Source organism: Agrobacterium bohemicum (assembly GCF_002896715.1).
Taxonomy (GTDB): Bacteria; Pseudomonadota; Alphaproteobacteria; order Rhizobiales; family Rhizobiaceae; genus Agrobacterium; species Agrobacterium bohemicum.
Map to the genome: position 1 here is coordinate 445187 of NZ_PGEL01000027.1, position 18457 is coordinate 463643.

At 53.7% G+C, this 18457-nt stretch carries 22 protein-coding genes and 2 tRNA genes; 15 read left to right on the top strand and 9 right to left on the bottom strand.

Annotated elements, in window-relative coordinates; all coding sequences use genetic code 11:
* Nucleotides 1–53: 53 nt before the first annotated feature.
* Complete coding sequence (locus CUC55_RS17570; RefSeq protein WP_210200688.1) at nt 54–1154, bottom strand: COX15/CtaA family protein; 1101 nt, start codon at nt 1152–1154, stop codon at nt 54–56.
* Between the two features lie 162 nt (nt 1155–1316).
* Here CUC55_RS17570 and CUC55_RS17575 point away from each other — a divergent pair, with 162 nt between their 5' ends.
* Entirely contained in the window at nt 1317–1529 is a 213-nt protein-coding gene (locus CUC55_RS17575) for a DUF2842 domain-containing protein (RefSeq protein WP_067644237.1), read from the top strand.
* Nucleotides 1530–1532: 3 nt separating this feature from the next.
* Here the strand turns inward: CUC55_RS17575 and CUC55_RS17580 are convergent, their stop codons facing one another.
* Entirely contained in the window at nt 1533–2168 is a 636-nt protein-coding gene (locus tag CUC55_RS17580) for a tyrosine-protein kinase family protein (protein WP_067643606.1), read from the bottom strand.
* A 201-nt stretch (nt 2169–2369) separates the two neighbouring features.
* On the opposite strand from CUC55_RS17580, the gene CUC55_RS17585 reads away from it, so the two are divergent.
* The 4 genes from CUC55_RS17585 (at nt 2370) to CUC55_RS17605 (ending at nt 6191) form a co-directional block, all read left to right on the top strand.
* On the top strand, nt 2370–2942 hold the full coding sequence (locus tag CUC55_RS17585) for a polysaccharide biosynthesis/export family protein (protein WP_103088661.1): 573 nt from the start codon (nt 2370–2372) through the stop codon (nt 2940–2942).
* Between the two features lie 318 nt (nt 2943–3260).
* Complete coding sequence (locus CUC55_RS17590) at nt 3261–4814, top strand: undecaprenyl-phosphate glucose phosphotransferase (protein WP_103088662.1); 1554 nt, start codon at nt 3261–3263, stop codon at nt 4812–4814.
* A gap of 65 nt (nt 4815–4879) precedes the next feature.
* The gene (locus CUC55_RS17595; RefSeq protein ID WP_103088786.1) at nt 4880–5029 is read left to right on the top strand and encodes a hypothetical protein; all 150 of its coding nucleotides are present in this window, start codon (nt 4880–4882) and stop codon (nt 5027–5029) included.
* Nucleotides 5030–6114: 1085 nt separating this feature from the next.
* A tRNA-Pro gene (locus CUC55_RS17605) sits at nt 6115–6191 on the top strand.
* Between the two features lie 96 nt (nt 6192–6287).
* On the opposite strand, the gene CUC55_RS17610 is transcribed toward CUC55_RS17605, so the two are convergent.
* Nucleotides 6288–6866 (bottom strand): fused DSP-PTPase phosphatase/NAD kinase-like protein, encoded by a 579-nt coding sequence (locus CUC55_RS17610; protein WP_067643617.1) that lies wholly within the window; start codon nt 6864–6866, stop codon nt 6288–6290.
* Nucleotides 6867–6970: 104 nt separating this feature from the next.
* A complete protein-coding gene (locus tag CUC55_RS17615; protein ID WP_103088664.1) occupies nt 6971–7558 on the bottom strand; it encodes a YqaA family protein in 588 nt (195 codons plus the stop codon).
* A 466-nt stretch (nt 7559–8024) separates the two neighbouring features.
* On the opposite strand from CUC55_RS17615, the gene CUC55_RS17620 reads away from it, so the two are divergent.
* The gene (locus tag CUC55_RS17620) at nt 8025–8672 is read left to right on the top strand and encodes an exopolysaccharide biosynthesis protein (RefSeq protein ID WP_067643623.1); all 648 of its coding nucleotides are present in this window, start codon (nt 8025–8027) and stop codon (nt 8670–8672) included.
* On the opposite strand, the gene CUC55_RS17625 is transcribed toward CUC55_RS17620, so the two are convergent.
* On the bottom strand, nt 8659–8943 hold the full coding sequence (locus tag CUC55_RS17625; protein WP_067644240.1) for a hypothetical protein: 285 nt from the start codon (nt 8941–8943) through the stop codon (nt 8659–8661). The two genes, CUC55_RS17620 and CUC55_RS17625, sit on opposite strands and share 14 nt — an antisense overlap.
* A gap of 175 nt (nt 8944–9118) precedes the next feature.
* Between CUC55_RS17625 and CUC55_RS17630 the strand changes: the two genes are divergently transcribed.
* A tRNA-Asn gene (locus tag CUC55_RS17630) sits at nt 9119–9193 on the top strand.
* A 115-nt stretch (nt 9194–9308) separates the two neighbouring features.
* Nucleotides 9309–9629, top strand: coding sequence for a hypothetical protein (locus tag CUC55_RS17635; RefSeq protein WP_103088665.1), 321 nt, complete (start codon nt 9309–9311; stop codon nt 9627–9629).
* Between the two features lie 32 nt (nt 9630–9661).
* On the opposite strand, the gene CUC55_RS17640 is transcribed toward CUC55_RS17635, so the two are convergent.
* A complete protein-coding gene (locus tag CUC55_RS17640; RefSeq protein WP_103088666.1) occupies nt 9662–9997 on the bottom strand; it encodes a DUF2934 domain-containing protein in 336 nt (111 codons plus the stop codon).
* Between the two features lie 134 nt (nt 9998–10131).
* Here CUC55_RS17640 and CUC55_RS17645 point away from each other — a divergent pair, with 134 nt between their 5' ends.
* Nucleotides 10132–10362, top strand: a complete 231-nt coding sequence (locus CUC55_RS17645) for a hypothetical protein (RefSeq protein WP_067643631.1) — start codon at nt 10132–10134, stop codon at nt 10360–10362.
* Nucleotides 10363–10377: 15 nt separating this feature from the next.
* Here CUC55_RS17645 and CUC55_RS17650 read toward each other — a convergent pair whose 3' ends face one another.
* The gene (locus tag CUC55_RS17650; protein ID WP_103088787.1) at nt 10378–10752 is read right to left on the bottom strand and encodes a TIGR02594 family protein; all 375 of its coding nucleotides are present in this window, start codon (nt 10750–10752) and stop codon (nt 10378–10380) included.
* Nucleotides 10753–11134: 382 nt separating this feature from the next.
* Nucleotides 11135–11401 carry a DUF982 domain-containing protein gene (locus CUC55_RS17655; protein ID WP_170063910.1) on the bottom strand — a complete coding sequence of 89 codons (267 nt, stop codon included), beginning with the start codon at nt 11399–11401 and terminating at the stop codon, nt 11135–11137.
* A gap of 189 nt (nt 11402–11590) precedes the next feature.
* On the opposite strand from CUC55_RS17655, the gene CUC55_RS17660 reads away from it, so the two are divergent.
* From CUC55_RS17660 to sseA, 4 genes are all read left to right on the top strand, one after another.
* Nucleotides 11591–13039, top strand: coding sequence for a cryptochrome/photolyase family protein (locus CUC55_RS17660; RefSeq protein WP_103088668.1), 1449 nt, complete (start codon nt 11591–11593; stop codon nt 13037–13039).
* Between the two features lie 121 nt (nt 13040–13160).
* Nucleotides 13161–14198 (top strand): cysteine synthase A, encoded by a 1038-nt coding sequence (locus tag CUC55_RS17665; protein WP_103088669.1) that lies wholly within the window; start codon nt 13161–13163, stop codon nt 14196–14198.
* A gap of 13 nt (nt 14199–14211) precedes the next feature.
* Nucleotides 14212–14949: an alanyl-tRNA editing protein gene (locus CUC55_RS17670; protein ID WP_103088670.1), complete on the top strand. Its 738-nt coding sequence runs from the start codon at nt 14212–14214 to the stop codon at nt 14947–14949.
* A gap of 17 nt (nt 14950–14966) precedes the next feature.
* Nucleotides 14967–16388 carry a 3-mercaptopyruvate sulfurtransferase gene (sseA, locus tag CUC55_RS17675; protein ID WP_103088671.1) on the top strand — a complete coding sequence of 474 codons (1422 nt, stop codon included), beginning with the start codon at nt 14967–14969 and terminating at the stop codon, nt 16386–16388.
* 55 nt (nt 16389–16443) lie between these two features.
* On the opposite strand, the gene CUC55_RS17680 is transcribed toward sseA, so the two are convergent.
* Nucleotides 16444–17328 carry a DUF4344 domain-containing metallopeptidase gene (locus CUC55_RS17680; protein ID WP_103088672.1) on the bottom strand — a complete coding sequence of 295 codons (885 nt, stop codon included), beginning with the start codon at nt 17326–17328 and terminating at the stop codon, nt 16444–16446.
* Between the two features lie 150 nt (nt 17329–17478).
* Between CUC55_RS17680 and CUC55_RS17685 the strand changes: the two genes are divergently transcribed.
* Nucleotides 17479–17946, top strand: a complete 468-nt coding sequence (locus CUC55_RS17685; protein ID WP_067643651.1) for a DUF1203 domain-containing protein — start codon at nt 17479–17481, stop codon at nt 17944–17946.
* A gap of 92 nt (nt 17947–18038) precedes the next feature.
* On the top strand, nt 18039–18374 hold the full coding sequence (locus CUC55_RS17690; protein ID WP_067643655.1) for a PilZ domain-containing protein: 336 nt from the start codon (nt 18039–18041) through the stop codon (nt 18372–18374).
* Nucleotides 18375–18457: the final 83 nt, after the last annotated feature.

The window sequence follows — 18457 nt, forward strand, 5'->3', positions numbered from 1 at the left end:
TCGTTTTGTCAATGTCGCAGCCAGCCTTCTGTAGACGGCGTCCTTCAATAAGATCAGCCCCTGAGCTCAGCCTGTACGGTGAGCGGATACTCACCGATAAAACCGCGCCAATGCGCAATCGCAAAGGCCAGCACCAGAAGTGCCATGCCCTGATGTGCCAGGGCGACGTGGATGTCCACGTGCATGAGCAGCGTCGTTATTCCAAGTGCCGCCTGTATGCAGACCATGACGAAGAACAAGACGGATCGGCGCGCATGCGGCGTTTTGGGAAGCAAACGCGCCATGCTGACCATATGCCAGAGCGTTATTGCGAAAAGCACGTAGGCACCGAGACGATGCACGAATTGCACAGTCTTCGGGTTTTCAAACAGGTTGATCCACCAGGGTTGCTGAATAAACAAATCGCCCGGAATCAGCGAGCCATCCATCAACGGCCATGTGTTATAAGAAAGCCCCGCATTGAGACCCGCAACAAGCGCGCCAAGATAGATCTGGAACAGACAGAGACACGCGAGCAAGGCAGCAAAGCCCCTGCCCNTTTTTTCATTTGCAGCTTCTGTCGAATGCAGGGAAAGACCACGTAAAATCCACATGCACCCCGCAAAAATCAGGCAAGCAATGGTCAAATGCGTAGCGAGGCGATACTGCGAGACATCCGTGCGGTTGACGAGGCCGGAAGACACCATCCACCAACCGACGAAACCCTGAAAGCCACCCAGCGCCAACAGGCCCACCAAAGGCAGCTTCAATCGTTTTTCGACGCGCCCCGTAAACCAGAAATAGGCCAGCGGCAGCGCGAAGATCAGGCCTATCGCACGTGCCAGAAGCCGGTGCGCCCACTCCCACCAGAAGATGGTCTTGAACTCCCCTAGCGACATACCTTTGTTGATTTCCTGATATTGCGGAATGCGTTGGTAAAGCTGGAACTCCTCTTCCCACTCTGCCACGGAAANGGGGGGAATCGCACCATGGATCGGTTTCCATTCCGTGATGGAAAGGCCCGATTCGGTCAGGCGCGTTGCGCCCCCAACCAGCACCAGACAGAAAAGCGTAAACAGCACCACACGTAGCCAGATGCGCAGAAGGCGACGGTTGTTTTCCTGTTTATCCAACGCCGCACGGCGCTGTTCGACAGAAGTTTCAGCCGTAGCCATCGTATTCGCCTGCATTCTTGACACTCCACCAGTCATTGCCTTGGTTTGCAACAACAGACCGTGCAAAACAAGCCCTCACGGCCCTACCCTTCGGCATAAAGCTTTGCGGCATTGGGTCGCGGCTGTATAAGTGAACCGAAGATTCAGAAAATGGAATATGGCATGCCCACGCGCCTCAAATCATTCATCGGCACCATCGTCATCATCTGTTTGGTGGTGGTTTATGCGGTGGTGGCCACCAGTTTTGCTTCGGCGGCACTGGCTACGCAACCATGGTGGGTGCATCTCGCATATTTCGTGGGTTCCGGGTTGCTTTGGATACTGCCGGCAATGCTCGTCATCAAGTGGATGGCGGGCCACAAGCAGCAAAAATAGTGATCAGGCCGCAGTTCGATCAGCCACATGCGAGCCGCTCATTATGACGACATTGGAATATCCGAGTGTCCGTAACTCCAGAAGCGTTTCACTTGCCAGTTGGCCGTCTCCATCTGGCAAAGACACGACGATCTCTGCGTCAATATATTTCAACAACCTCGTGACGCCCTCCATGTCTGCGGCACCGAACTCCAGAAGAACGGTATCGTAGGTATCTGCAAGTGCGTTCAGGACCATTGTCAGCCGCTCCAGAATACCCGCCGTGTGAATTGGAGGTGCGTTGCCCTGCGGCACCAGATGAGCGTTCGAAAGACGGTCATGATGGATGGTTTCACCGAAAGGCGTGTCGCCAAACAAGAGATCGGAAACGCCAGCAAGCTCGGATTCCTGCGCCATCAACTGCGTCGGGCACCCGGAAACGGTCATGTCCACCAACACAACAGACCGACCGAGCTCTGCAATGGATCTGGCCAGCATGACGCTGGCTGTTGATCCATCATCGCCACTGGGTGAAAGTAGCGAAACGGTCGGCTTTGCACCGCGCATTGAGAGAAAATCCGCAACGCCATTCACAGAAAGGCTGAAGCGATCTTCTGCTACGTCATCGAAATCATCTTCATGAGGAGCATTTTCGGTCACGGAATTTCTCTGTTTCGTTTGGAAATAACAAGGTCAATGTCGACGGAGACTGTACTATCCTTCGGTAACGCAAGCGTTAAACTCGGCCCACGCGCGAACGAAAACATATCAAAGCAACATCGAAAATTCATTTGTTTACCGGCTATTAACCATGAAGGCCTGATAAGCGAATGAAGAAATGTCTTTGGAGCATGATTGCGGATGACGTTCGCTGCCCAACGTTTAATAACCGCCATGATCATCGTTCTTGCAGCGATGCTGACCGGTTGCTCGGCTTACAAGCCAGCACCCCGCGCCTTCAACGAGGCAGCGCTTCAACCCTATAGGCTCGATAGCGGAGACCGTCTGCGCGTCAACGNTTTCGATCAGACGGGCCTGACAAACACCTATACGATCGATCAGGCTGGCTATGTCGCTTTCCCGTTGGTGGGACAAGTTGCTGCACGCGGCAAAACTGTCGCTCAGCTTGAGTCGGGCATCGCGCAAAAGCTGAGACAGGGTTTCCTCAAAAATCCAGACGTGACGATTGAAATCGATCGTTACCGTCCTGTGTTCGTCATGGGTGAGGTCGGCAGACCGGGCCAATATTCATACGTACCCGGCATGACCGCGCAAAACGCCATTGCCATAGCTGGCGGCTTCACATCTCGTGCCAATCAGCGCGACGTAGATGTCACTCGCAAGATCAACGCCAATGTACTGACCGGCAGAATCATCATATCGGCTCCGGTTATCGCCGGCGATACGATCTATGTCCGTGAACGCTTCTTCTAAACCGCAACCTACTCTGACACAGCAACTCACCCACAACGATTTTCTATTAGGTTTACAGCCTGAAAGCGCGGCATCAATGACGCCGCAGCCTAACGGCTCACAGCTGCGGGTAAACAAGTATTGCGTATCCCGCCCCCCNTTTTTTCACGAATCCACGCCGAGAAGCAGTTGCCCTATGAAAACGCCATTGTGAGNTTTAGAAAAGGCATATATACACTGCATGCTGGTGGAAAGAGATGCTTTCAGGCGCTTTAGCCTAAGCGTTTCTTAGTAAGTTCTTTGTAAGATCACCAGCATTGAAGACTGCGGAAAGACACGATGAGCAAGACCGGCGGCGAAAACGACCCGATCGATCTGGACGCTTTACGCAAGAAGCTTTCCCGCAATTTTGGGAATAGCGGCGNAAAAAAGCGTGAAGCTGTCAAGCTCAACCCTCTGGCGCTGCAAGTCGCGAATCAACTCCGCGCAACAAGTCATTCGCCTAACATTGTCATCGGCCAGTTGCGACTTTTTGATTTCGTGATTCTGACGCTTCTCGGGATACTCATCAACGCGTTTGAAGCCCCGGATGCATTTGGCTCGCGGGTGGCACTGATCGCGATCTGCTTCTGGAACGGTGCCCTTTGCTCCATTGCGTTGCAAATCGCAGATTCCTACCAGCTTCCTGCCCTTCGCCGCTCGATGGAATCGATGCCACGAATTCAGGCGTCGATTTTGGCGTCGTTTGCTCTCACCGTCTTCCTGACCGCAGCTCNTTTGCCANGGGATAGCTACTCATGGCAAACTTGGGGGAGATGGTACGGAGCAAGCGCCGGCTTCATCCTGATCGAGCGGGTCATTGTGGAGCTTGTTATGCGGCATTGGGGCCGTAACGGCGTTATGGAACGGCGCGCGGTCATTGTCGGCGGTGGTCAGGCGGCCAAGGATCTCATTCGTTCGCTGGAACATGATGACAACGACATCCGCATCTGCGGCATTTTCGACGACAGGNAAAGCGCACGCTCTCCCGAAGTGGTTGCCGGCTATCCCAAACTTGGCACATTCGCAGAACTGGTCGAATTCGCTCGCCTGACCAAGCTCGACATGTTGATTATCTCTATCCCGATGAGCGCCGAGGCGCGCATATTGGAGCTTATTCGACAGCTATGGGTGCTTCCGGTCGATATCCGGATTGCCGCACACGCCAACAAGCTGCGTTTTCGTCCACGCTCCTATTCCCACATCGGCAGCTTGCCGATGCTTGATGTGATGGACAAACCACTGCGTGACTGGGACTCGGTGGCCAAGCGCGCCTTTGACGTCGTATTCAGCGTGCTTTGCATTGCCTTGCTCTGGCCGATTATGATGGGCGCGGCGATTGCTGTGAAAAGTACGTCCAAAGGTCCGATTCTGTTCAAGCAGAAAAGGCATGGCTTTAATAACGAAACCATCAACGTCTGGAAGTTTCGTTCCATGTACACCGATATGAGCGATCCTACGGCCAAGAACGCCGTGACCAAAAACGATCCACGTGTCACGCCGGTTGGCCGGTTCCTTCGCAAATCTTCTATCGATGAACTTCCACAGCTGTTCAATGTTCTTGCAGGCGACCTTTCGCTTGTCGGCCCACGCCCCCACGCTGTCCATGCGCAAACAGGGGATCTGAAATACACTGAGGTCGTCGAGCATTANTTTGCACGTCACAAGGTTAAACCCGGCGTTACCGGATGGGCGCAAATCAATGGATGGCGTGGCGAGATCGACCATGGGGACAAGATCAAAAACCGCACGGCGCATGATCTTTATTACATTGAGAACTGGTCTCTCTGGCTTGATTTGAAAATCTTGGTTCTGACACCAATCCGCCTGCTCAAATCCGAAAACGCCTACTAAACGTCGCGGAACCTCTTGCGATTTCATGCGTTTGGTTGATGCAGATTTTTACACAGGGGAACTCCATGACTCAGACAAACAACCTCTACCTCATTATCGGTGCGCTCATCGTCGCCCTCGTGGGCGTTGGTGCCTATGTGTGGCACGAGGAAAGCAAGCCTACGGGTATCGAAATGAACATCGGACCCAACGGAGTTTCCGTACAGGAGAATTGATCGTCTCAAGCTTCGCGCAGGTTGAGAAATTTAGACCGGTTTGTGTCAGNTTTTTTACATGACAGAAACCGGTCNTTTCATGAGAGAAGGCCAACAAGAATGCTCGCTTCAAGGAAGCGAAAGCGGTGGCGCAGATGAGATGCGACATGCGTAGATCAGGAAATCGTTGGCGATGGTCTCGAGACTCGTTTCTCACGTACAGCTTATTTCTACAGAACTCGCGCTAAAAGCGATTGAGAAGCAGCAGCAGGTGGCGCAGGAGTATCCAGAGCCCGCTGCACTCATCACCTCGCAAGACCCGCATGTTTCGCTCCCTGTGACCACCACGGACGNCCCTGCTCTGCCTGAAACAAGGGGAACTCTGTCGCTTGTTCCGCAAGTTGGCAATTGCGAAGCCGAGGCCGACAGTGCGGTCGTCACCTTTATGGAAACTCTCAAGGCTTGGCTTGCCGAATTGGCGGTTGACCCGGCAAGCGCCCTTCAGGGNAAAGCCATGTCACAGGCACTGACCTCTGGCGTTCTTAAGGTTTTCGATCCGATCGATGGAGTTGTTATCCCGGCTTGGGACGTCGCCGCCATCCGGCCACGACAAAACCAGAGCGAAAGAATAGATGCTATCGGCTGGAGTGAGTTCCTGAAGCAACGTGTCAAGCGCGCGGACGGCTTTTCCTATGCCAAGGATCCGGATGGAAGCTACTTGGATGCAATGACTGGCGAGAGTGCCTTCTTCGGCGCAGTCGGAAGCAAGTTCCATTACTTCACATGGCCGAGAATAGACATCGAGACATAACGTCGAAGAAAATGGGAGACCCGCCGCTGTCCCACCAGCAGTTGGCGGGTCTCAACCTTTTACCCCTCCAGTCAGGGCATTCGCATAGAAACACGCTATCGNAAATACGGCAAGATCATGGCACTCANTTTGAGTAAAATTTGTTCACTTTGCTTCAAAAACAGCCTCAGCGAGCATTTATGAGAGCATTGCGATCTTTATCGGCCTCGTAAATCTGTTCTACCGGCGTTTTTCTCCACGCTGCAACTTTCCGCTTGCGCATGAAGAGCCATCTATATAAACGCATTTCCTGTGTCGGAGCGTAGCGCAGCCCGGTAGCGCACTTGACTGGGGGTCAAGGGGTCGTGGGTTCGAATCCCGCCGCTCCGACCANTTTTTCCCGAGATATCCCCCATATCTCGATCTCCCGNAAATATGAAAACGAATGAAACTGGCTTGTGCCGTTTGCTGTTGCTTGCCGATCTAGCCTCATAAAACGATCTGGGCCGGAACGCTGGCAGTGCCTTCGATGTCTTCCCATGTTCTGTCCATCGCATAGGCAGATGACAGATACGGGATGCCGACATGGCCAAACCAGATGGAAAGCTGTTGTTCGGCGGTGTCTTCGTTCATCCCTGCTACGCGGTTGACGTAGATGGCAGCGGCAAGGCCTGTGCGGTCGGCACCGGACTTGCAGTGGAGAAGGATGGGCTTTGGCGCATCCCGCATGATCTGGATGAGTTTCGCCACGCGCTCCGGTCCGAGTTGCTTGTAAGCCGACATTCCAAAATCGACGTGTTGAACTCCGAGCTTCTCAGCTGTCGCAGTTTCGTTTCGATACCATGCGGACTGTCCATTTTCACCGCGCAGGTTGATGATGGTCTTGATGCCGTTTGCCGTGACGTAATCGGATAGTTGTTTTTCTGTCAGTTGGCTGGAGCGGTACAGTTGCCCTGCGATGACCTCATGGAAATTTCCCGACATTTGCAGAACGCCGAAATAGACACCAAAGGCCAATGGAGCAGCAACAAGCCACAAAACACCGCGAAACAAAATATTGCGTATCATCATANTTTCCTGTTCGTCTGACAGGNAAATGAAGGTGAATGCTGACACTACGCTGAATGATGCTCTGGCCCGGTTGCCGAACGGTCAGATGTGAGGCTTCACTGTCACCGGACGAAGACATAAGTGGCGTAAACGGCGATCAACGCCGCTGCGACAAAAGCGGCGATCATGCCGAGGCGCTTTTCAATGAAATGCCTGATCGGTTCACCATAACGCTGAAGCAGCCCGGCGAGAATGAAAAAGCGGGCAGCGCGTGTGACAACCGCTGACAGGATGAAAAGACCGAGGCTGATGTTGGCCGCGCCCGATAGTATAGTCACCACCTTGATCGGTGGCAGGTGGGCGATCCCTGACGTTACCAGCAGCAGCAGGATCGTTTCATAATCCACGGAGGCCTTGAGGTGTTCGAAGCTGTCGAGCTTGCCATAAAACTCCAGAATGGGCCGCGCGATGCTCTCAAACGCATAATGACCGAGGTACCAACCTGCTATANCCCCCAGAACGGATGCAACAGTCGCCACCAACGCATAAAACATGGCACGCTTCGGCCTCGCCAGAACCATGGGTATGAAAAGCACATCTGCGGGAACGACGAAAACAGAACTTTCGACAAACGCGACGATGGCCAGCCACCAGACGGCCGNTTTTTTCGCCGCAAGCGCCATCGTCCAAGCGTATAATCCTTTGAGCATTTCGCACCCCTTCGCCGATCGGATTTAACCTCACCTATCGGCTATGGCAAATGTTGCGGGGCGATATTGAGGCATGCCGACAAAACAACGACCGCAACGCAACATCAGCTGTCGCGGCAGNTTTCAGCATGCCTAGCTTGCCAGTGGTGCAACGCAGCATAAAATCAACTTATACTAGTAAAGATCGTGCATCGGATGTAGAATGCAAGCGGGATACATGGAGGAGGAAATAGTTATGGACTATGTCGGCTTCGTTACTTCGCTAAACCCATTCATCATCGGACTTCTTTTCCTGGTGCTTCTGGCGGGGGCATACAGCTCCTGGGTTTCGCACTGAGGAATTGTGATGCCAACGCTTCAGACTATCACGGCGTGAACGCAATTGCCGCAAGCGGTTGCGTTTGCCATAGGCGTGACATTTCTTGAATGTTATCTATCCCGAATTGAAATAGCTTCGGGATAAAGCATGTCGCAGAATTTTACCTTCACGGATACGACCGAAAGCCTCAGCGCTGTTTTGCAACGGCTTATTGGCAATTTGAGCGGAAAAACGATTACCTTGCGTGAATTGATGGAAGCAATTGGCGAGCAAGGGCTGTTGTTGATGTGCGCCATAGCCTGTTTGCCCTTTCTTATTCCGGTGTCAATTCCCGGCGTCAGCACGGTGTTTGGCGCGGCAATCGTCATGATCAGCCTGGCAATCACGCTGAACAGGTTACCTTGGCTGCCCAAACGCATTCTGGATAAGCAGATGGAAACCGCGCGGCTTGTTCCTGCTTTACAGAAGGGCGTGAGCATCGTTTCGAAGCTGGACCGTTACATGCGCCCTCGTCTGCCGGCTTTTACCACAGGAACCATCGTGGCGCGGGTCAATGGCATCGCCATCATGGTTGCAGGCATTCTGCTGATGATGCCGCTCGGNTTTGTGCCGTTTTCCAATACGCTGCCTGGCGTGGCAATCCTGCTGTTCTCTGCCGGCATGATTCAGCGCGACGGAGCGACCGTCCTGGGCGGCTATCTCTTCCTGATTCTGACTATGATTTACTTCGCAGCGTTGGGCTATGGAGCGTTCTGGGCCGGACAGGGGCTCAGCAACTCTCTCACGAGCGCGTAATGCCTCCACGGCGCGCTTCCCTGGCGCGCCGCTTCCTTGCCCACCAAACCGCCAAGCGTCTGCGCTGGCGCCGCACATAGGGCAAATCCTGCGAAAGGACCAAAAGCCCCAACGGCACCATCCAGAAACCGAGAATGGGTAAGAACCCGAGCAGCCCACCGATGATCAGCAAAACACCGATGACAATGCGCCCGACTCGCGACCGCGGCATCGGCATGCTCCATTTGCCAAGATGAAGACGACCTGTTTGGGGGTGAAGACCAAAAGTCATTTCAATATGCCCCTCGCCGGAACTGCTGTGCCAATTANTTTTGAGATCAACATGCCCGGNAAATGGGGACTTCAGTGGATAAAACAAGAGGAATTCANTTTTTTTGNAAAAACCGCTTGGCAAATCGTAAAAGCATTTGTATTACCCCGCTCACACCGCGCCAAGCAGCGCACGTTCCCTGGTAGCTCAGCGGTAGAGCATTCGACTGTTAATCGACAGGTCGCCGGTTCGAATCCGGCCCGGGGAGCCATTTCTTCTAAAGAGTTGGAATGGTTATGTTGCACGAAGACATGCAACGTCATCGCTGCAAAATCTCATGGCATCTACAGATATCCATAGCACCTTCGTCACAACAGGATTGTGTCATGCATATTGATTGGGCGCTGATACAGCGTGATTGGGATTGGGCCGGTCATATGCTCGAAGCCATCATCATGGCTGCGATAGTATCGCTGCTAGCGCGCAGCTTCGTTAAATGGCGCGATGCGGTTATCGTTGGTTTGGCCTTCGCCGCTGGTCACTTTCATGGACGTGAGAAGCGTGACTACGAGGTGTCGGTGCATATGCAACCGCCTCATCTGGAAGGGTATTATTTCTGGAACTGGTCCTGGGATCAAGCAACCGATTTTTGGCCAGCGGCGCTGCTTTGTGTCGCTCTGCTGCTATGGTGGATCAGNAAAAATTAATGGCGTCTTGTTGAAGCAAGACGCCACTTTCTTTAACGCGATTTAGCGGAATTCCTATTCTTGCCTGNCCCGCCGGATACCGTCGTGGAGGTGGCGGACACTGGATCGCTCGCAGGGAAGCTATCTTCCAAGCCCTCTTCCAGATCAGCATCGGCGTCTGCATCGTGCGTGGTGGCTCGCTCGTTGTTAAGGGACTCAGCTGCAGGAGATTCCCTGCCATCATTAGGCTGGGAACCATCCTCTAAGTCGGTGTTCAACTCATGTTCGGCTTCCGCCCAGTGGCGATCGTGATTGCCTTCATGACGACCTTCACTTTCCCANTTTTCATAAGCNTTTTTGCGGATTTCAGATTCGCGGTCAGATGACATATTGCTTCTCCCATCAGGTTGGTTGGGAAAGAAACCATCAGACGCAATATTTTGTTCCTGCCGGATACAACAATCCTGCACGGAACTTCGCGGTGCACGTCCTCGTTATCTAAAGATAACTAAGGAGTTCTGACATGGACGATAAACATACAAAACCGCTCGATATCGATGACAAGGATGTCGCAGATTTTCACACTGAACGTGAATTGAAGGGCGATCCCGAAGAGATCGATCCAGACGAGGCGATAAATCTGCGGGCGCGNCGTCAGGCGGCACGTCAGCATGAGGATGCCTTCATCGTCGCAACTGATCTGGAAGATGACGACCAGCGCGATGCTGCTCCCGGAACACGCGAGCAGCCTTAAGTTTGGAACTGGAGCTTAGCGGCGAACCGAAACGATCGATTTGCGGCTGAAATTTGACACTTGAACGCGCCCCGACTGGTTTCCACCCAAAATCTGGGCAGTCCCCTTGCCCATGCTTTTCAAGATACCGGCATGGTAGCGCTTGCCGGTTCTGACAACAACGACATCTCCGGGTTTCGCGGCCGCAGTTGGAACGGCGTAACCNAAGGATGTCCAGGACTTTGCGATTGCCGAGGACTTTGGTGGCTCTCTTCCAGACTTTGTTGCCACAACACTGAGAAAATGTCCGCACCAAGGTGTTTTGCGAGGATTGACCCCGAGAATCGCTTTCAGCGTTTTGTTGTTTTTTCCTTCGTGAAGTCCGGAATATCGTTCCGCTTGATTGAGCATGCCAGCCGATGCAGATGCAGGTGCAGTGAAAGCCGCGCAAAGAGCAGCGGCCAGAACGTACGCAGTTACTTTCAAATTCTCGCCCTTTAGAAGCACACGGACTTCGCCTCTGCCCCGTCAGAAGTCCAGATGTGCATATTCAAAGTGTAACAGTGGAAGACGGTAACCTTGGCTACCCGTCGCTGCCGAGTTTTGATCTAATCGCCTAATTCAGCGACAATTTGACGAGATATAGGCAAAAATTAGAACAAAAGTTACCAAAACCTTACAAAATTTTTCTACGAAACATTGGTTTTGGGCATTTTTAGTGGNAAATCAATATCTGNAAACACGAAAGCCACCCGTGGTGAAGCGGGTGGCTTTGGCAATATGGGCGGAGCGATCAGGATGCGAGTTTGTGTGTCTCAACGAGGCAATGTGCGTCGCGGCTCGCCTCGACGAATGCGGTGCGAGCTATCTCGCCACCGACGCTACCCATCAACGACGCCCGGCATAATCTCAACGCCTGCTCGTAGACCTTACCCTGACGGCTGGGCCATTCGTGTTGCNAAAAATCGAAGGCTTCGTAAGCGCCACTGAAAGTTCTGGGGGCACCGTTTTCCAGAGAGATAACCACTGGAGTTTCCCATTTGACGTCGTTCAGCATCATTGATTGGACTTCCATACTCAATTAACCCGCCACTAACGTTGAACCCGGCATATGGTTCCGCCTGTTTTGGTTTCAAGATACAATTACTCTTCTCCCGAATCCGGTTCTATTTCATTGGCTTATTATAACCACGTTGCGGGAACAAAGCTCTTCAACAATCATTCAACCTGAAGTGAACCCGGTGCACATATGGCTGACAATAAAAATCCCGTTATTCTTTGGTTTCGCAAGGACTTACGTCTTGCAGACAACCATGCGCTTTCAGCTGCGGTCGANCATGGCGGGGCCGTTATTCCAGTCTATATCCGAGATGAGAATAACGGTTCAACCGGTGCACTTGGAGGGGCTCAAGCGTGGTGGCTGCACCACTCTCTGGAAGCATTGTCCGCAGCACTGGAAAAGGCTGGCAGCAAGCTGATCCTGCTCAGTGGCGATGCGGAAAAAGTCCTGNAAAAACTTGTATCCGACACCGGAGCTACCAGCGTTTTCTGGAACCGTCGTTATGATCCGCAAGGGATAGAGATCGATAGCAACATCAAAAAGAACTTTCGCGATGAGGGACTGGAAGTCGAAAGCTTTGCAGGGCATCTCATCCATGAACCATCCAGACTGAAGACAAAAACGGGTGGTCCATACCGCGTCTACACGCCGTTCTGGCGGGCGATCGAAGCAGGTGACGAACCTGACGAGCCGCTGTCCGCGCCGTCCAAACTGGCATCCCCCTCCAGATGGCCGAAATCAGAAGAGCTCAAAGACTGGAAGCTGTTGCCGACGAAGCCGGATTGGGCAAAGGAGTTCTCTGACGTATGGGCGCCGGGAGAAGCAAGTGCTGCGGAAAAACTCGAAACTTTTATCGACACCTCCCTGAAAGGATATGAGGAAGGCCGTGACTTTCCCGCCAAGCCCGCGACGTCGATGTTGTCCCCGCACCTTGCAATGGGCGAAATATCACCTGCTCAAGTCTGGCATGCAACGCGCGGGCTCCCGCACAACATTCCGTCCCACGATCTAAGCCGTTTTCGCAAGGAAATCGTCTGGCGCGAATTCTGTTACCATCTTCNTTTCCACTTCCCCAAACTGGGTACAAAGAACTGGAATGACAGCTTCGATGCTTTCGAATGGNAAACCGATACGGCAAAATTCGACGCGTGGAAGACAGGCATGACAGGCTATCCTGTCGTGGATGCCGGCATGCGCCAGCTCTGGAGGCACGGTATCATGCACAATCGTGTACGCATGATCACGGCGTCTTTCCTCATCAAGCACCTCCTGATCGACTGGCGTGAGGGAGAGACATGGTTTCGCGATACGCTGGTGGACGCAGATCCAGCATCTAACGCGGCCAATTGGCAATGGGTCGCTGGCTCCGGTGCGGACGCGTCGCCGTTCTTTCGCATTTTCAACCCTATCCTTCAGGGAGAAAAGTTTGATCCGTACGGCGAATATGTAAAAACCTTCGTACCAGAGCTATCCAAACTCGACAGGAAGTTCATTCACAAGCCGTTCGATGCGCCGGGGGAAGCCTTACGAAAGGCAGGCGTCGGGCTAGGCAAGGATTACCCGAAACCGATTGTCGATCACAACCAGTCCCGACAACGGGCTCTTGCGGCCTACTCGACGATCAAGAAAAGTGGGTAAAACGGGGTATCAGTAAAATTTTGCGTGTCGCCCCCGTTCACTGGAAGAAAATTTCTTGTCACAACGGGCAGAGGCGAGGAGATAACGGCATCTATTCGCGGACTGAACGAGAAGGCCAATCATGACCATTCATACCTCTGTGCTTACCGCAATCGGAAATACTCCGCTCATCCGCCTTAACGCGGCATCAGAGGCGACGGGTTGCGAAATTCTCGGCAAGGCCGAATTCATGAACCCCGGCCAGTCCGTTAAGGATCGAGCGGCACTCTACATCATTCGCGATGCGGAGCGTCGTGGACAATTGCGCCCCGGTGGCACCATTGTTGAAGGCACGGCAGGCAATACCGGCATTGGCCTTTCTTTGGTTGCCAATGCGTTGGGCTATAAGACGGTCATCGTCATTCCTGAAACGCAAAGCCAGGAAAAGAAGGACGCGCTCAAGTTGTTGGGCGCGCAGCTGATCGAGGTTCCGGCTGCCCCCTATTCCAACCCCAATAACTATGTGAAGCTTTCCGGCCGCTTGGCAAAGCAACTGGCGGCTACCGATCCTAACGGTGCGGTATGGGCAAACCAGTTCGACAATATTGCCAACCGGCAGGCTCACATTGAAACGACGGCACCGGAAATATGGGACCAGACGGACGGTAAAGTCGATGGCTTCATCTGCGCTGTCGGGTCTGGTGGTACGTTGGCTGGCGTGGCTGATGGTCTTCGAGACTTCAACCCCGACATCAAGATTGGACTCGCCGACCCCGAGGGTGCCGCACTGTTCGAATTCTACAAGAACGGCGCGCTGAAATCCGAAGGCTCCTCCATCACCGAAGGCATCGGCCAGGGTCGTATTACCGCCAATCTTGAAGGGTTCGAACCGGATTTTTCTTATCGAATCCCGGATGCCGAAGCTCTTCCGGTTGTTTATGATCTGGTCACGACGGAAGGTCTTTGCTTGGGCGGTTCCAGCGGAATCAATGTTGCCGGTGCAATTCGGCTTGCCCGCGACCTCGGTCCGGGGCATACAATCGTGACCATACTTTGCGATTACGGCAACCGCTATCAGTCGAAGCTTTTCAACCCTGATTTCCTGCGGTCCAAGGGACTTCCCTTACCGACATGGTTGTTGGNAAAGCGAGAGGTCTCGGTCCCGTACGAAACTGTTTGAGGTCGATGCCCATATGCCTGTGAATGCCCTGTTTCGTGACGATTTCTATCTTTCCACATGCGAAGCGGTGGTGACAAAGGTCCATGAGGACGGCGGCATAGAGCTGGATCAGACCTGCTTTTATGNCACCTCCGGCGGCCAACCCGGTGACACCGGTTATCTCGAAAGAGCCGACGGCTCTAGTATCCTCCTTGGAGCCACCAAGCACGGTGCAGACAAAAGCATCATCATCCATGTCCCCACCGAGGGACAGCCGTCTCCTGACATTGGGGAAAAGTTGACGCTGCAAGTCGATTGGACCCGTCGCTACAAGCTGATGCGCATGCATACCGCCTGCCATCTGCTGTCCGTCGTTTGTCCGTGGCCGATTACTGGAGCAGCCGTTGGCGAAGAGGAATCGCGCGTCGATTTCGATATGTCCGATACCATCGACAAGGACGAGGTTACCGCCAAACTGATGGCGCTGGTCGAAGAAAACCACCCCGTTTTCCTGAAATGGATCACGGATGAAGAACTCGCAGCCAATCCCGATATCGTCAAATCTAAGAACGTCCGCCCGCCTCTTGGTCTGGGGCGTGTCAGCCTCGTCTGCATTGGCGAAAATTCCGCTGTTGACAGCCAGCCTTGCGGAGGGACTCATGTTGCCGAGACGCAAGAAGTGGGCGAAATCCACATCGCCAAGATCGAAAAGAAGGGCAAGGAGAATCGCCGTTTCCGAATTCGTTTCGGTAAACCCGAAACATCCGCCTGATTTCTGGGAGAACTATCGTGAGCACGGATAAGAGCCGTTTCGTCGTTTCGGCGGACTGGGTTGAGCAGCAGCTTGGCACCCCACATTTTCGATTGGTCGATGCCTCCTGGTATTTGCCTGCGCATAAGCGAAACGGAAAAGAAGAATTCGAAGCGGGCCATATTCCCGGCGCGGTCTTCTTCGATCAGGACGTAATTGCCGACCACAATACCGGCCTGCCCCACTCCCTGCCCTCACCACAATTTTTCGCGGATGAAGTTGGGAAGCTTGGGCTTGGCGAGAGTGACACGATCGTCGTCTATGACGGCCCGGGCTTCTTTTCCGCGCCACGCGTTTGGTGGATGCTGCGCGTGATGGGTGCTGAGACGGTCTATGTGCTGGATGGTGGTCTCGATGGCTGGAAGGCTGCAGGCAAGCCGGTGGAAGCAGGTACACCGCGCATCGAGCCCGCTAGCTTCGAGCCCCANTTTGATGCCAAGCGCGTCACCTCGNTTTCTCGTATGCTGTACCTCGTGGACGGGGGCGAAGATCAGATTGCCGATGCACGCGGCGCCGGTCGTTTCACCGGTGAGGAAGCAGAGCCACGCGCTGGCATGCGCTCTGGCCATATGCCGGGTGCACGCAATCTGCCCGCCACCGCCNTTTCCGAGAACGGCCACTTCAAAGACCTGCCAACAATCCGCAAGATGATATCAGATGCGGGCATCGACCTGACCCAGCCTGTTGTGACCAGCTGTGGTTCGGGCGTGACGGCGGCAGTCATCACACTTGCGCTGGAATCACTCGGTCACACCGATAATTCGCTCTATGACGGCTCATGGGCAGAATGGGGATCGAAGCCTGACACTGCCATTGCCACCGGCCCTGCCGAACCCGTGCCGACGCCGCCGCAAGGGCCAATCAAGGCGAATGTCACCCAGCTGGAAATGACGTCCGCGCCCAAGGTCAGCCTTGCTGTGCCGGTCAACATCCAGACCGCGATCATGCGCACGACTGATATACCGCTGCATTTCTATCGCTATCTATACTGGCGCGTTGGAAAACGCTGGCACTGGCAGGCGCGCATGCGCATGAACGATGCCGAACTGACAACGCTTCTGCGTGATCCCAGAAGCTGTGTGACCGTTCTCTACATGAACGGCGCCCCGGCTGGCTTCTTCGAACTGTTCAAAACCAGCGAAGATGTCACGGATCTTTCCTATTTCGGCCTAATGGAAGAGGCCATCGGTGCAGGCGTGGGCAAATGGTTCCTGCTGCAAGCTCTATATCAGGCATGGCAGGACAACCCGCAGCGGGTCACGGTTTCCACCAACACGCTCGACCACCCACGCGCGCTTCAGCTTTACCNAATGATGGGTTTTTCGCCCGTCAGCACCTACGAGACATGGATCGAGCCGCTGACGGACAGCGAATTTCTGGAAATTTCAAGACGGGGCTAACCTCTTGACTTCATTATCCTCGGGCTGGTCCCGAGGATAATGCTTCAGCNAAAACCTACAATTCCTGCCCCATATTCACTGCTGTCGGAATTTCCTTGGCGGGCTCGCTTTCCTTCTCCGCACCACCAGCCGCGAGATGAGCGGCGATAAGCTCTCCGTGGAACTTGGCCATTTCATAGCAATAGGTGATTTCGCGCTTTTCAGCTGACCAGTAGACATCCGGTCTTCCACATGCGCGCGNCGTCAGCTTGACCTCGCCTTTGAGATCATAGGCGCTAAAGCTGCGGGCAATGAGATCCAGTACCTTCGATTCTTTAACGATGGTCGCGTAAATATCCAAAAACGGATCACGGGCAGGCTCGTAACGGGTGACGAATTTCGTGGTCCCAGCTTTGGCGGCATGGGGCTTCAGCGTTTCGTTCCAGTAGGCAACTGTTTGCGGATAGGCCGCTTCACACGCCTTCCATTCAGCTTTGGGCAGTCCCATCATATCAGCCAGATCACCGTAACCACCGGCATCCTTGCCCACCATCAGGCAGGCCATCTGGCTGTCACGCGTCTTGTCGGGAACAAGGGCCGAATAAATTGGCGTGTTATGCTCCGGCAAAGCCTGCGCAGAGCGGGCGAGATACCAGCTGTCGGTGGCATTGACGATGGCCGTATCAAGCCACTCCTCATTCGCCTCCAGCATCATCGTAGCCGAGAGTTGATCGGCGGTGTCNTTTACAGCTCCCGTTTCGGGCAGGGAAAAATCTGAAATCAGCATCCGCGAGGCCTCGTGGTAGAGGCTGAAAATCGCGTTTCCGATGACGAAATTCACCGTCTGCTGCAATTGTTCGTCGGATAAATCATCAAGCGCAGGCGCTGTTTGCGCGTGGGCGGCAGGTATCGTGAAAGAAAAAACGGTGACCAGGGTAGCGGTCATCAACCTGCGCAGCATTTACGTCAACTTTCCNAAATGAGGACGTTTGATTGATCGCTAAACTGAACGGCACAAGCAATGGGGTAGTTGCCTGCTGACGCAAGAAACGGGTGGATACACGAATGTTTGAAAGGCATAGCGACAAACAAGCAACGCAAGGGAGCCGCTATGACCAAGATCGTATTTACCGCCATGACTGCCAAAGATGCGGAAGCCTTTCGCAATGGAAACCCGGATGCCAACGGCCAGAAACCGGAGCGCTCAATCGCGACAGGAACCTACCCCTGCCGTGTTTGCCTTGGTCAGATAGAGGACGGCGAAGCCATGCTTCTCCTGGCCTACCGCCCATTTCCGAAGCTGCAGCCATTTGCCGAAACCGGACCGATTTTTATTCATGCCGAGGCGTGCAGCCGTTATGAAGCAAGCGAAATTTTACCACCCATGCTCGAGAGCCTGGACTACATCGTTCGCGGCTACGGTTTCAATGACCGCATCGTCTACGGCACGGGTGCGGTTACGCCGACCGACGGGATATCCAGATATGCGCAAGAGCTTTTTGCCAGAGAAGACATCGCTTATGTGCATGTCCGCTCAGCCCGCAACAATTGTTATCAGTGCCGAATAGACCGTATCTGAAACGGCAATTGCACGTAANTTTACCGNAAATCATAAATGCGTTTCAAATCTTCCGTGCAAGTCTGGTACGGGAGACAATTGGGGAGCGCCACATGACCGGTCATCTGAACATGCAAAATCGAAGCGCAGGCCGCAGCCAGACACGCATTTACGGTACAGTCCAGTACTTCAATCAGTCAGTCAGGGGCCGCGTGGTCGACCTTTCGGCCACCGGCATGGCGCTGGAGCTCGACGGCTCTTTTGCTGCGGCCAAAGGAAGCCGCGTGAAGGTCCAGAGCGACGATCTCGGTTTCATAGAAGGTACGGTGCAATGGCAGCACATGAACCGCCTTGGCCTGCAATTGAAGCTTTCGACAAACACATTGGCACAGCTTTCCTCATACTTCCGCTTTTTCCATGAAGACGTAAAGCCGACACTGGCACGATGAAATTANTTTTTACCGGACGGTTTAAAATTCAGGGACAAGTCATAACCCTGTTATTTTGATGATGGACTCCTCAATAATTCGCT